Raw genomic sequence first — 13,954 nt, forward strand, 5'->3', positions numbered from 1 at the left:
CGATCCCCGATCCCTTCCCTACCTTGGATCTTGAGGTATAGTTAAAGGCTGCCCAGAACGGTTGTAGACTAAAATATCCCATTGTCCATTGTTACTATATTCAAAAGCAATTCTGGTACCATCGGCACTGATTGTCGGGTTGCGAACTTCTGCTTGCAAGTTAACAGTCAAATTGCGTGATTGTCTTGTTTCTCGGTCATATAAAAAGATGGCTGTTCGACCTTGACGAGAAGCAGCAAAAACTATACTACGACCATCATCAGAAATACTGGGATGAGAGGCGATCGCATCAAAAGCATTTAAACCAGGTACATCAATTAAATTGCGAGTCACCATATCAAACATGTATACATCTTGGCTACCCCGCCGATCAGAAGTATAAACAACATATCTTCCAGAAATTTGCGGTGTTAATTCTGAAGCAGGACTATTGAGACTCCTACCACCAGGATCGAAAGGGTAACTCAAAAGGCGGGGATAACCAACACAGCCAGTTAATAATGTAAGTATAGGAATAAATATATATTTAGTCATTTGTCATTTGTCATTTGTCATTTGCTGATTATTTCCAATCCCAATGCCCAATGCCCAATGCCCAATGCCCAATGCCCAATGCCCACATCCTCTATGGTAGAGGAGCAACAGCCGCACCGTTAGGAATATCCAACTCAATTTCTGGGCCTCGGTCTAGTACTTCCACGTCCCACTGACCACGGCTAGCTGTTTCAAAAACTACATAACGTCCATCTGGGCTAATATTGGGATTTCTCACCCAACCTCTATAGGTGGGGGTGAGAATTTGCGACTGTTGCGTAGCGCGATCATAAAGTGCTACAACAGGCCTACCCTGGTCACTGGTAATGTAGGCTATGTAGCGCCCGTTATAGCTGAGACTGGGACTTTCAACTATTGTCCCTGGTCGATTTAAGCGCGATGTACGTAAAAAAGTTTGCTGTTGTAAGTCGTATAGCAAGATCTGATGAGTGCCATTACGGGTTGATACAAAGGCTAAAATACGACCATTTCCACTTAAGCTCGGTTGCTCCTCAGTGTAGCGACTGTTGAGAGAGGTCGAGCCAATGGGAATATTGTCAGGACTACAGGCTACAAGCAAACCTGTTAAACCAAAAATCAGACTCCAAACACAATTTCGTTGGAGCCAAAATCTAGGTGTAAATTTTTTCACCTTAACTATTTTTTATGATTTTTTTGCAACCTCCACCTTAGTTTATAAGAGGAGAGTGTCAATTAAACATCATCGAAATCCACTGAATTATCTGATGGGCCTTCTGAACGATTACTCGGCTTGTATTCTACATAATCAGTAGAGATGACATCATCATCTTGACGTTCAGGTCGAGATTCTGTGTTGGTTGGCGGGCGGCGTCTTCTGGGTGGTTTGGGTGTGCTGTCTGTGATATCATCACCGCGGTTTTCAGGTCGGAACGAACCATTAGTTCCACGTCGAGAAGGTCTTCTTTCTCTGGTTGTTGGCGTATCCCAATCATCAACTGTTTTAGAAGAGGTAGTACCCCAATCATCTTCTGGGCGATCGCTAGTCCGACTAGTTGGACGCGAACTACTACGCCGACGGTTTGTTCTGTCGCTGGGTTCTGATCTGTCACTAGTACTGCGACGTTCTAAACGACGGGGTTCATCTTCATAGTAATCTCCGTAATCTCCACGTGATGAACGGTTTTCTCTACTACCTGGTATTCGAGGACGTGGACGTTCATCTTCATATTCTTCATCGTAAGGTAGGGAATCTAATTCTGCATCCACCTCAGCTTTGTAGGGAGATTTTTTCCGATACTGATACCGACTACTAACTTCTCGCTCATCATCTACGATGGGAGTGTTACGTTTAGCCTGCTGAGTTGCAATACCCCGCAGTCGAATACTTTCCACCGCAAAAAATACTGTTGAGCCTACCAAAAGTAGCTGACCAAATTGTAGAATCGGGTCTAGACGCCATCCTTGGAAAATCAAAATAAAGCCGCAGAGCAAGCCTACAGCAGCAAAAAAGATATCTTGATCTCGCGAGAGTTCTGGACGTACTGTGCGGAGAAAATACAAAGCAGCCCCAGCGATCGCCAGGAAAATTCCTAGAAGACTGGCTGAGTTCGCCCCAAAATTGACTTGAGCCAGAACACTGGCTGAGTTCAGCCAAAAAGTTACCATTGTTTTTTTCCTAATATCAAATCTATGTTAGCGAGTTGGTATTTAAATCTCTACTTTAACAAGTCACTAAATATATTGTAGAGACGCGACATTAAAGGCTGCGCCGTGCTGTTTACAACCGTACGCCTTGCCAATCGCGTCTCTACAAATTACCCAAAGCTAAAAAGCTACTGGTTTTGAGAATCAAACTAAATTCCGTAGGAATTATTAAGAACGTTGGATCTTATCTTTTTGGCTAATAAAAATCAATCCCACTGTAATAGGGACAACGACAATTACACTACCCCAGAGCAGGCTCCAAAGAAAATTTGCTAAAGAAGGCGTCATACTTTTCAACCTTTTTTTACACACTTTACCTTAATTTTAATAGTCTATTACACCCTTGGGTTAATAAGACAGAGACTGTCTTGAAAATGGGTTTAGGGGTGTAAGGAGGAATCATATTTTCCTACCCTGGTTGTGGGTAGTTGTTTTGACTACTTTCATGATTTTTTAAATTGTTTCAAATAAGCGGCAATCTGCCCCATAATGCTGTTACAACTTTTGTTAAGAAAAGTTAAACTCTCTTAACACAAGGAAATGTTTCTTATGGGCGTTGCACTTGAGAATAATGCACCTCATCAGGTAGTAATCGTCGGTGGTGGCTTTGGTGGACTATATACAGCCAAACATCTTGCAAAAGCGAATGTAAATGTTACTCTCATTGATAAACGTAACTTCCATCTATTTCAGCCACTTTTATATCAAGTTGCAACAGGTACCCTCTCACCGGGCGATATTTCCTCACCATTGCGAGCTGTATTCAGCAAAAGCAAGAATACACAAGTGTTGCTGGGAGAAGTAAATGATATTGATCCCAAAGCCCAACAAGTTAAAATGGGCGATCGCGTAGTACCTTACGATACATTAATTGTTGCTACAGGCGCTAACCATTCCTATTTTGGTAAGGATAACTGGAAAGACTTTGCTCCTGGCTTAAAAACTGTTGAAGATGCCATAGAAATGCGCCGTCGGATATTTGGTGCATTTGAAGCAGCAGAAAAAGAAACAGACCCCGAAAAACGCCGTGCTTGGTTGACTTTTGTGATTGTGGGCGGTGGGGCTACCGGTGTAGAATTGGCAGGTGCGATCGCCGAGTTGGCATACAAAACCCTTAAAGAAGATTTTCGCAACATCGACACCTCAGAAACCAAAATTTTACTATTGCAAGGCAGCGATCGCATCCTCCCACACATGGCACCAGATTTATCGCAAGAAGCAACAGTATCCTTGCAAAAGTTAGGTGTGCTGATTCACACTAACACCAGGGTGACAAACATTGAAAATGACATCGTTACTTTCAAGCAAGCAGGTGAAGTTAAAGAAATTCCCTCACAAACTATATTGTGGGCAGCAGGTGTCAAAGGTTCCGCAATGGGACAAATCCTAGCAGAACGTACCGATGTAGAATGTGACCACGCTGGACGTGTGATTGTAGAACCGGACTTGACTATCAGGGGTTATAAAAACATTTTTGTCATTGGAGATTTAGCCAACTTCTCCCATCAAGATGGTAAACCCTTAGCTGGTGTTGCACCCGTAGCTAAACAACAAGGAGAGTATGTAGCTAAACTCATTCAACGACGGCTTAAAGATCAAACTTTACCACCATTTCATTACAACAATGTGGGTAGTTTGGCAATGATTGGGCAAAATTTAGCTGTTGTAGATTTAGGCTTCATCAAACTTACAGGTTTCTTAGCTTGGGTATTTTGGCTAGTAGTTCATATCTACTTCTTAATCGAGTTTGACACTAAAATGCTAGTAGTATTTCAGTGGGCGTGGAACTATATCACTCGTAATCGTCGCTCTAGATTGATTACAGGTCGAGAAGCTTTTACAGAAACAAAAACAGTTAACAGTAGCAGTCGTTTACTGGATGCCTAAGCCCAGAATTCACCCTCCTGATACCAATTTGAAAAAAGAATGGACAAATAGACCCTATTGTAGAGACGCGATGAATCGCGTCTTAAACTAAGGATTGTGATTCATCGCGTCTTAAACTAAGGATGTGTTGCAATCATTAATTGAATCGGTATAAGTCATATGTACGGATGGATGATAGCATTTAGCTAAAATAATAATAATTAAGTAAGCTTTACAAAGCTTCAAAATTTATAAGTGTGCCGGTTTTTTGTTTATTGTAGAGAGTGAGAAACTCGTATCATGACTGGTGTTAACCTTACAGCTTGGATTCTCGGTCTAGGACTGGGATTGATGACACTTTTGTTTATTTTTCGTATAGTTCTAACTTGGTATCCCCAAATAGACCTAAATCGTTTGCCTTTTAATTTAGTAGCTTGGCCAACGGAGCCTTTTTTGATACCAATGCGGAAGTTAGTTCCACCCATTGGTGGGGTTGACATTACACCGATTATTTGGGTTGGAATCTTTAGTTTTATTAGAGAAATTCTTCTTGGTCAGCAAGGACTGCTGATCATGATGTCTCGATAAATCTTGGTAGCTAGAAATCAGTTAACAGTTAACAGTAAATAAGCTGATGTGCGCTTAGATTAAATATTCTTGCGTTAGGACTGTCCAGGGTCAACAGTCCAAAGTCCAAGCTAGTCTTTGACTCTGGACTCTTGACTTTTGACAACCTGATCGCAAAATATACAATTTAAATGCATAACAGCTTATATATAATTTGATAACTGATAACTGATAACTGAATTACCTTCTAGCCTTGCATGTCTTGTATAAAACTGGTATAAACATTACCCTGCAAAAAGTGTGGGTTTTCCATAATTTTTTGGTGAAAACTGATAGTAGTTGGTAGTCCTGTGATTGCACACTCTTGCAGCGCTCGTTTCATGCGGTTAATGGCTGTAGGACGGTCTTGTCCCCAGACAATTAGTTTACCAATCAGAGAATCATAATAAGGGGGAATTTGATAGTCGGTGTAGACATGAGAATCTATGCGGACACCAGGACCTCCGGGTGGGAGATAGCCACTGATTCTACCAGGAGCAGGACGAAAATCGTGGTCGGGATCTTCAGCGTTAATCCGACATTCGATCGCATGACCTCGTAAAACCACTTGGTCTTGAGTAAGTTTTAGTCTTTCTCCTTGAGCTACACGGATTTGTTCAACAAGCAAGTCTACCCCTGTAATCATTTCTGTCACAGGATGTTCCACTTGAATGCGGGTATTCATTTCCATAAAGTAAAATTCACCGGATCTATCTAAGAGAAATTCGATAGTTCCGGCGCCAGTATAATCGATAAACTGGGCTGCTTTCACGGCTGCTTGCCCCATTTTTGAGCGTAGTTCTGGGTCAAGAGCAGGACTAGGGGCTTCTTCCAGTAATTTTTGATTGCGACGTTGAATAGAGCAATCCCGTTCACCCAAATGGATCACGTTTCCGTAATTATCCGCCAAAATTTGAAATTCAATGTGACGCGGACGCTCAATAAATTTTTCTAAATAAACCCCAGAATTACCAAATGCGGCTCCTGCTTCGCCTTGGGCTGCTTGAAAACATTTGATAAATTCGCTTTCTGAACGCACTAAACGCATACCCCGACCACCACCACCAGCAGTGGCTTTAATCATCACGGGGTAGCCGATTTTTCTTGCGATCGCCAATCCTTCTTTGTCTGATTCTAACAACCCATCGCTACCTGGGACTGTTGGAACTCCTGCTTTTTGCATGGTTTCTTTGGCTGTAGATTTATCTCCCATCAACCGAATTGCTTCTGGAGAAGGGCCAATAAAAGCAATATGGTGGTCTGCACAAATTTCTGCAAACCGGGCATTTTCTGCCAAAAAACCATAGCCAGGATGAATAGCGGTAGCATTACGTGTCAAGGCTGCGGCAATAATGTTAGGAATATTTAGATAACTTTTACTACTAGCAGCTTCGCCAATGCAAACAGCTTCATCGGCTAGTTGGACATGGAGCGCATTCCGATCAACGGTAGAGTGTACCGCCACAGTTGCTATTCCCATTTCTTCACAAGCCCGGAGAATGCGAAGTGCGATTTCTCCCCGATTAGCGATTAATATTTTTTCAAACTTCATCTTTGTAGTGTCGATATAAGTTAAGTAGATTGACTAAAGAAGTCACCAAGTGTAAAGGATAGATATTGACAATTCAGCCTTTGGTTGACATTTTCTCCCGGCTAGTTCAAGACAGCGCTTTCGCCTGATTTAAAAATTATGACAGGAGTTAACAGTTATCTGTTTGATTTATTGAGTTTAAGTCTCTCAGCATAGGTCTGATAATTGTTTACTGTATCTGCGAAAAGCCACCCATAGGACGTTTACACCCTACACTCAGACTTTGTCACTTGAAAGTGGGTGTAGGGATATAGGTAATCATGGCTGGCGGTGAAATTTTTTCATTGGGACTGCCTTAAAATGCCATATTTATGACAGTCTAATGGGTCAAGGGTCAAAATTTTGTACATACAGAGTCTTAAATTTATGAAAAATTTAATTATGACTCCACTATAATGATTTTGTTGTGCTATATTTAATCCTTAGTGCAACCTTGCGGATGTGGCGGAATTGGTATACGCGCACGTTTGAGGGGCGTGTGGCTTTGCCTTGCGAGTTCGAGTCTCGCCATCCGCATATTTTTTAACTTAAAAATCCCGCCGCGACTCAAGCGCGGGCTAATAGTTAAAACCCACTTGCTTTAAGTGGGTTTTAATGTTTTTGACACTCTCAGGTCGTGCATACTCGCTCGATTCTACGGACAGAGTAAAACTCTCCCTGCGACCGTCAAACGTCGCCTAAACGCTCAAAACAACTAAGTAAGTCGGTGGGAAAAAACAAAACTATGTTAAGAAAGATAAATTAGGCTAAAACCCTCTTCCCTTCTGCCTCCTACACCCTCCCTGCCTCCTGCCTTACCCCAACTACAAATATTTACGCCGTTCTACTTATGCCATACAAGTTTGTGCAGAGATTTGAATGCTGCTATAAACATAAAGGCGCGTGGGACGCACGCCCTCAAAGCTCAAGTAATGTCTTCATAGAAGAGTCATTGAGAAGCCCACACTCACTCCTTCGGGGAGTGTGTGGAGTACGTCACGTAAATAAACTCTAAAAAACATAAAATTATAGAGACGCAAAATTTTGCGTCTCTACAAATTAAAATCCGCTCAGGTGATTTCTGGAGTCTATGGGTAATCGGCTTTATTTGTTCTTGTGGCTTTGCTTTCCAGCTTTTACATGCTGTTCATGACTACCACCTTGAGTACCTTTTCCTTCTTCCTCCTCGTTCTCGTCGTTCTCGTCGTTCTGATTGCGATCGCTTCTGTGGGAGTGCTTACCACCTTCTCGACCAATCTCTGCCATGAATTCTCGGTCTTGACTTGTAGTTTCTCCACCTTTACGACCAGCTTCTCTAGCTTCTTCAGACGTGAATTCGTGTGCAGTTCCTTTTTCGTGAGCAGCTTTTCCGCCTTTACTAGCAATTTCACGCTGCTTATCTTCATCCATGGATGCAAATCCACGTTTGCTTGTATCTGACATAGTAATTCTCCGTTTTTCTTCGCTTTTATTATTGTCAAAAAAGGCAGTTTTAAAGAATCTAAAGAGTCCATCAATAGCTCTTGATTCTGTGTCTAATTTACAAATACAACATGTTCTCATCCTCTTTCTAACAGAGTATTTTGTTGCCCCAAAAACATATTTTTTATTACAAAAAATAATTCTATAGTTAGAGTACTAAACTGAAAAAAAGATTCTATTTTAAAAAAAATTACAAGTAAATAAAATATTAATATATATTGATTTTATCTTAACCCTAATAACATCTATCAATCGGGAGATAAATTACCTTGATATTTGCATACAAAAGCAATCTCATCTATAGCGCTCCTAATACCAATTTCCTTTAAAAGTGAAACATATTTTTTTGTAGAGACGCGATATATCGCGTCTGGTACAGGGTCTGTATTTGTATCAGATTTTTTGTCAAATGGTATAAATCATTTGTGAAAAACAATATCCCCGACTTTTTCCAAAAGTCGGGGATATTTGCTATAGCTTTATTTGTGCCGATTTACTAAATTACTGTTGTGTAGCTGAACGTCCTTGCTTACCCAATTTTACTAAGACAAAATAGCTCAGATAAACTACGTAAATTATCAAACCAAGAATGCCAAGAAAGCCAAGAAAGCCTGCACTAGTTTTAGGATGGAACCATTCTTTAAATACCAAGGGTGCTTCAAACCAGACATGACAATTGGGATTATTGCTAATATTTTCAGAAAAAGCACAACCCAAAAAAGGTATAAAAGCAAGTGAACCGAGAATACAATAAAGAGTTGTCGCCCAGCGCCAAGAAGTAAAAGTCAGCTTTAACGGTCCACTAGATTGATACTCAATTTCATCATTAAGATCCACCCAGAACCATAGGGAAATTGGTATTAGGATACGAGCCAAAAATCCAGAGATAAAACTGACTGGATATTGAGCAATCATTAAATAAATGGTAAGAGCCAAAAGACTAGATACTCGCCAGTAAATCACTAACAAGCGTTGTATTCCCTCAGCTTTCTGCACAAACGCCCAAATCAGCAGAATTAAAGGAATGATCACTGTAAATAATACAGCTAGTCTGTAATCCATCCAAACAAAAGGGCGAAACCAAACTTCTTTTTCCATAGTATTTCCACAAGTGATAAATTATTTTACTTAGAGAATATACAACTAATAGTTAACCAATAATCTTATAAATAATAGCTGATAGCTTAATTAAAAAACTAAGGTTATAATCTATCTAAATGCTACCTCTTAATGCTCTTAGTCTGAGCTAATATCCACCTTATTATTAGACGCGATTCATCGCGTCTCTACAATCGCTAACTTGACTTATCGATAAAAAGTTATTTCAATAAAATATTGCCAATCAATAATTCCGCCGCTAACTCCGCCCATGAGAATCATGGAATAAGAATGTGCGGCGGAACTATTGTTCAATGTTTTCTCAAAAAACGTCAATCTTTAAGGTTTTCCCTAATAATAGGAAAATATTAGTTACACCTAGTGCGTACCATACCTGTTTTTTCAGATAGGACACAAGGTACTTATAAGATTGTGCGAGAAAAAACTGAAAGTACAAAATATTAGCGAATAGATCTTTGTTGCTTGTTGGTTAATATTTTTAGATCCACTCACCGAATTGATTGTTAGTCCTCATAAATACGACATTCATCAGCTTCGGGGTTATCATCACAGTACTTCTCAAAAGGAGTTTTTTGCTTAGATTGCTTTTGGTGAGAAGCTTCTGCTTGTAATTCTTCTACTGCATCCCAAGCAGCAGCACATTCAGCGGAATTGCTACCGGAAACATCGCAGACAGCGCGAGCTTCTTTAACTTCTTCTTCGATTCTGTTGTGGATGTCTGTCATAGTTCTAATTTGCTGTGTGTTATTAATACCAGTATAGAAAAAGTACGGAAAGGGCTTTTTTTGCACTATTCCACACTATTCTAGCCATATAGCTACCACTTTAGTACTGTTGATTGTTACTTTATAACAAAGTACAGCAATTAACAGGACAAGTTGTCTTATAATCTATTTCTCTTAATATTTTACCAAGCATACACCTAGAAGATCATACAATTATCTTTAGATAGATGTAATGGTAGTAGCAATTCTAAGTTTATAGAATTTAATCAAAAGCTAAATTCACCTGATTTTGGGATGCAATTTCATGTTTTCCAAGATAAAAAATAAAAAACTATTAGCCGGATTGTAGAAAAGCGTAAAATTCATGGCAGACCAAATGCAGTGGGTAAATGCCCAGTCAACCCGTCCCTCTTTAGAAGCAGCTGTTGCAGAGGTGGTACAACGCACAACTTCTTCCTTATCAGCACCTGCGGATTTAGGGCTGGTATTCATTTCGTCTGCTTTTACAAGTGAGTATTCGCGACTGTTACCTCTTTTAGCAGAACAACTTTCAGTTCCTGTGCTGATTGGCTGTAGTGGTGGTGGTGTCATTGGCACTAGTTTGGCTGGACACACCCAAGAATTGGAAGCAGAACCAGCATTAAGCCTGAGTTTAGCTCATCTGCCTGGAGTGGATGTCAAAGCTTTTCATGTTGTTGCCGAACAATTACCCGACTTGGATGGACCACCAAACTCTTGGATCGATTTGATTGGTGTACCATCTTCACCAACATCTCATTTTATTTTGCTGTCTGCTTCTTTCTCTTCTGGAATCAACGATTTATTACAGGGATTGGATTATGCGTATCCAGGCTCTAGGAAAGTTGGTGGTCAAGCAAGTAGTGGCGTAATGGGTGGTCGGATTGCACTTTTTTGTAATGGTCGTTTGTATCAAGAAGGAACGGTTGGGGTAGCGTTAAGTGGCAATATTGTTTTAGAAACAATAGTGGCTCAAGGATGTCGCCCTATTGGGCAACCATACCAAGTGACAAAAGGCGATCGCAACATCATTTTAGAATTAGACGAACAAGCACCACTTTCAATACTGCGAGATTTAATTGCTAGTTTGAGCGAGGAAGACCGAACACTGGCGCAAAATTCCTTATTTGTCGGTCTAGCAATGGATGAATTTAAGCCTTGTTTGCAACAGGGAGACTTTTTGATTCGCGAGATTTTGGGGGTAGATCCTTCAGGAGGAGCGATCGCGATTGGTGATTACGTTCGTCCCGGCCAGCGTCTACAATTTCACCTCCGAGACGCTGAAGCTTCCGCGGAGGACTTGGAATTTCTGCTAGAACGTTATCAAAAAGAACAACAATCCCAACCTGCTGCTGCTGGTGCATTAATGTTTTCCTGTTTGGGGCGAGGCGAAGGGCTATATGGCAAACCCAACTTTGATTCCCAGCTATTTCAGCGTTACCTCAATGATATTCCCCTGGGGGGCTTTTTCTGCGCTGGCGAAATCGGCCCTGTTGGCGATCGGACGTTTTTGCATGGTTATACTTCTGTCTTTGGAATTTGCCGATCTTTAGAGAATGGCTGATTGGGGATTGGGGATTGGGGATCGGGGAAAGGGGAAAGGGGAAAGGGGATGATCGTTAGTTTATCTCCCTGTTTCCTGTTCCCTGTTTCCTGTTTCCTGTTTCCTGTTTCCTGTTTCCTGTTTCCTGTTTCCCGTTCCCTGTTCCCTGTTTCCTATCTCATGACAAATGACAAATGACTAATGACTAATGACTAACCAACAAAGTACTGTGATTATCAATGAGTGTAGGTGTACCACAAGTGGCGATCGCACCGTATTTTTCAAAATAGCGGCTTACTTCTGGCGGAAAGTGGGAACCGTCAAATAATGCGTCTCCATTGGCAACATTAGCCCAAAAGTCTCGCAGAGTGGGGGCTAGTTCTTGAGCTTGCTCTAATGGTAGGCTCAAAGGAGGTAAGGTCAAAAATTTCATTAAAAAGGGAAAACTGCGATCGCCCATCCATTTGCGTGAACTGTATTGCAAATTCGGGAAATCTGGGACTGACTCGACTCGATAGGACAACATCTGCAACCATTGCCTGCCGTAGTGATCATTACGAAACTCTAGTACCCTATAAGGATGAGGATAGCTGACTAAAGAACCAGTGGTAATGTCGTATATTCCCTGAGAGTATGCTACATCCTGAACATGCAAATGTCCTGTAAATACTAACCTGACTCCATAGCGTCGCAACAGGGATAATAATTCTCCAGCATTTTCTAGCATATAACGATTTGCCATTGGATGCCGTGATTGATTAGGCAAGTGTTCCACAACATTGTGGTGTATCATCACCAGTACTAATTCATCACCACTTGCAGCTAGCACTTCTTCTAACCATCGCAGTTGTTCAATATCCAAACGTCCTATTTGCTCTTCCTGGTCATTGAACAAGTTAGAATTTAGACCAATGAGTCTGACTCCTGGTAATACCTGACAGGTATAGTAAGGTTGCCTGGAATCTGTGTAACCAAATTTACCATAGTAAGAAGGGAAATCCGCAAATGCAATTGATTGCTCATTAGCTTTGAAAACAGGAACATCGTGATTACCAGGAACAACGTAGGCAGGAAAAGGCAATTTTGCCAAGCGTTGTGCTAACCAAGCATGGTTCTCTGGTTCACCGTGCTGAGTTAAATCTCCAGGTAGTAAAATAAAGTCTAAATCTAACTGTGTTAGATGTTCTAATACACTTTCAAATCCTGAAACACTGACTTCCACCAAATGAAAACGACTGGGATGATTCCAGATTGTATGGGGAAGGGCAATATGTAAGTCGCTGACGATGGCAAAGCGAAAATTGGGAATCATTGAAGTAAAGATTATTGTAAAAACAACGTTTAAAAATCCTTTTAAAATAAAGTATAACCTCTGCCTCCTAGACTTGCGTAGCAATGATCCCACTTAATATTTGTACATATTTAAAATTTGTTGTTTGGAAAACATAATGAAGATTAACTTCAGAAAGCAAATTATTTATAAGAGCCTGTATTATTAGGATAATTTCAAGCTAATGCATCATTAAAAAAGAGAATTTCTGTCACAATAAGAATTATTCATGGTTAAAATAGATGTTCTTGATACAAACCAAAAACCAAGAAAAAGAACAAAAAATCTGATAAAAAACTAACAAATGCCAACAAGTAATAAATAATCAAGAATTAAGGAGATTTTTTTGGTACGCGTTCGAGTCCGTCAGCATGTCAATCCCCTAGCAAACAAGTATCAAGCATCTGCTAATCCTTTAGACTGGGAAAAAGTCTATTTCCAGCCAAATCAACCACTGCATTTAGATATTGGCTGTGCCAGGGGACAATTTTTATTACAATTAGCGCAGATAGAACCAAGTTGGAATTTTTTGGGTTTAGAAATTCGTGAACCTTTGGTAAATCAAGCAAATAGACTGCGGGATGAGTTAGAACTGCAAAATTTGCACTATTTATTTTGTAACGTCAACAATTCTTTGCGATCGCTTTTATCAACTCTCCCCCCAGGAAGCTTGCAGCGTGTTAGTATTCAATTTCCTGATCCTTGGTTTAAAAATCGTCATGCAAAACGGCGAGTAGTACAACCGGAACTAGTTGCAGAATTATCAGATTATCTGATTCCAGGAGGAATGGTATTTTTACAATCGGATGTAGAGTTTATCGCAATAGAAATGTGCGATCGCTTTGCTGCTCATCCTAGTTTTCAAAGACAAGGTTTGGGAGAATGGTTAACAGAAAATCCCCTCCCAGTCTCCACAGAAAGGGAAACAGCTACTCTGAAAAAGGGCGAACCTGTATATCGGGCTGTATTCACAAGAGTGAGTTATTCCACTTGAAATGGGTTTTGGCTATGAGCCAGTTATTTATTTGAGGGCGAGATGTTGTGGCTCATCAAATTTGTCGAATTCAGGTTAAGTTTAATCTTTGCGATCGCGTAGCGGCTGCTTTGCAGCACCGCTTTCACTTTTGTGTAAATATTGTTTTATTCATAAGAAACGTTAAAGCTTTTTTACCTATGCTTTAATAATTCCTATTAATTAGACAGCCTTCATAAGAAACATTAAAATTTTAATTCAAATGCTTTAATTTTTATTATATATGTAGGTATGTTCATAAGAAAAATTCTAACGTTTTTTGCAAATGCTTTCATCTTTTCTATAGATGAAACTATTTTTGTGATCAAAGATAAGTGGGTAGACACGCAATACGGTTCGGTTAAGAATTTTTCGTCATAATTTTGGATATGTAGAGACGCGATATATCGCGTCTCTACAGGATTTAAATGCCAATCGATTTGTCTTATCCGAACCGTATTGG

Annotated in this window: 13 protein-coding genes and 1 tRNA gene; 5 read left to right on the forward strand and 9 right to left on the reverse strand. The window is 40.3% G+C overall.

What is annotated here, in order from left to right; translation table 11 throughout:
• Window positions 1-18 precede the first annotated feature (18 nt).
• The 4 genes from B4U84_RS11820 to psbX form a co-directional block, all read right to left on the reverse strand.
• Window positions 19-534: a TolB family protein gene (locus B4U84_RS11820; protein ID WP_131118030.1), complete on the reverse strand. Its 516-nt coding sequence runs from the start codon at window positions 532-534 to the stop codon at window positions 19-21.
• Between the two features lie 91 nt (window positions 535-625).
• Window positions 626-1,186, reverse strand: a complete 561-nt coding sequence (locus B4U84_RS11825; protein WP_017313128.1) for a TolB family protein — start codon at window positions 1,184-1,186, stop codon at window positions 626-628.
• 62 nt (window positions 1,187-1,248) lie between these two features.
• On the reverse strand, window positions 1,249-2,181 hold the full coding sequence (locus B4U84_RS11830) for a Ycf66 family protein (RefSeq protein WP_131118033.1): 933 nt from the start codon (window positions 2,179-2,181) through the stop codon (window positions 1,249-1,251).
• Between the two features lie 207 nt (window positions 2,182-2,388).
• The gene (gene psbX, locus B4U84_RS11835; protein ID WP_026082138.1) at window positions 2,389-2,508 is read right to left on the reverse strand and encodes a photosystem II reaction center X protein; all 120 of its coding nucleotides are present in this window, start codon (window positions 2,506-2,508) and stop codon (window positions 2,389-2,391) included.
• A gap of 261 nt (window positions 2,509-2,769) precedes the next feature.
• Between psbX and B4U84_RS11840 the strand changes: the two genes are divergently transcribed.
• Entirely contained in the window at window positions 2,770-4,107 is a 1,338-nt protein-coding gene (locus B4U84_RS11840) for an NAD(P)/FAD-dependent oxidoreductase (protein WP_017313126.1), read from the forward strand.
• Window positions 4,108-4,386: 279 nt separating this feature from the next.
• Window positions 4,387-4,674, forward strand: a complete 288-nt coding sequence (locus B4U84_RS11845; protein ID WP_016863985.1) for a YggT family protein — start codon at window positions 4,387-4,389, stop codon at window positions 4,672-4,674.
• Window positions 4,675-4,900: 226 nt separating this feature from the next.
• On the opposite strand, the gene accC is transcribed toward B4U84_RS11845, so the two are convergent.
• Window positions 4,901-6,244, reverse strand: coding sequence for an acetyl-CoA carboxylase biotin carboxylase subunit (gene accC, locus B4U84_RS11850; protein ID WP_131118036.1), 1,344 nt, complete (start codon window positions 6,242-6,244; stop codon window positions 4,901-4,903).
• Between the two features lie 474 nt (window positions 6,245-6,718).
• Here accC and B4U84_RS11855 point away from each other — a divergent pair.
• Window positions 6,719-6,799: transfer RNA gene (locus B4U84_RS11855), tRNA-Leu, on the forward strand.
• Window positions 6,800-7,366: 567 nt separating this feature from the next.
• On the opposite strand, the gene B4U84_RS11865 is transcribed toward B4U84_RS11855, so the two are convergent.
• The 3 genes from B4U84_RS11865 to B4U84_RS11875 all read right to left on the reverse strand — a co-directional run bounded on the left by B4U84_RS11865 (window position 7,367) and on the right by B4U84_RS11875 (window position 9,588).
• Window positions 7,367-7,705 (reverse strand): KGG domain-containing protein, encoded by a 339-nt coding sequence (locus B4U84_RS11865; RefSeq protein WP_131118039.1) that lies wholly within the window; start codon window positions 7,703-7,705, stop codon window positions 7,367-7,369.
• A 540-nt stretch (window positions 7,706-8,245) separates the two neighbouring features.
• Window positions 8,246-8,842 (reverse strand): DUF3177 family protein, encoded by a 597-nt coding sequence (locus tag B4U84_RS11870; RefSeq protein ID WP_017313123.1) that lies wholly within the window; start codon window positions 8,840-8,842, stop codon window positions 8,246-8,248.
• A gap of 524 nt (window positions 8,843-9,366) precedes the next feature.
• Window positions 9,367-9,588 (reverse strand): Calvin cycle protein CP12, encoded by a 222-nt coding sequence (locus tag B4U84_RS11875; protein WP_017313122.1) that lies wholly within the window; start codon window positions 9,586-9,588, stop codon window positions 9,367-9,369.
• 364 nt (window positions 9,589-9,952) lie between these two features.
• Here B4U84_RS11875 and B4U84_RS11880 point away from each other — a divergent pair, with 364 nt between their 5' ends.
• The gene (locus B4U84_RS11880; RefSeq protein WP_131118042.1) at window positions 9,953-11,170 is read left to right on the forward strand and encodes an FIST signal transduction protein; all 1,218 of its coding nucleotides are present in this window, start codon (window positions 9,953-9,955) and stop codon (window positions 11,168-11,170) included.
• Between the two features lie 184 nt (window positions 11,171-11,354).
• On the opposite strand, the gene B4U84_RS11885 is transcribed toward B4U84_RS11880, so the two are convergent.
• Complete coding sequence (locus B4U84_RS11885) at window positions 11,355-12,461, reverse strand: metallophosphoesterase family protein (RefSeq protein ID WP_017313120.1); 1,107 nt, start codon at window positions 12,459-12,461, stop codon at window positions 11,355-11,357.
• 364 nt (window positions 12,462-12,825) lie between these two features.
• On the opposite strand from B4U84_RS11885, the gene trmB reads away from it, so the two are divergent.
• Window positions 12,826-13,473: a tRNA (guanosine(46)-N7)-methyltransferase TrmB gene (gene trmB, locus B4U84_RS11890; RefSeq protein WP_131118045.1), complete on the forward strand. Its 648-nt coding sequence runs from the start codon at window positions 12,826-12,828 to the stop codon at window positions 13,471-13,473.
• The last annotated feature ends 481 nt before the right edge of the window (window positions 13,474-13,954 follow it).

Origin of the sequence: Westiellopsis prolifica IICB1, from assembly GCF_004323185.1 — a bacterium.
Taxonomy (GTDB): Bacteria; Cyanobacteriota; Cyanobacteriia; order Cyanobacteriales; family Nostocaceae; genus Pelatocladus; species Pelatocladus prolificus_A.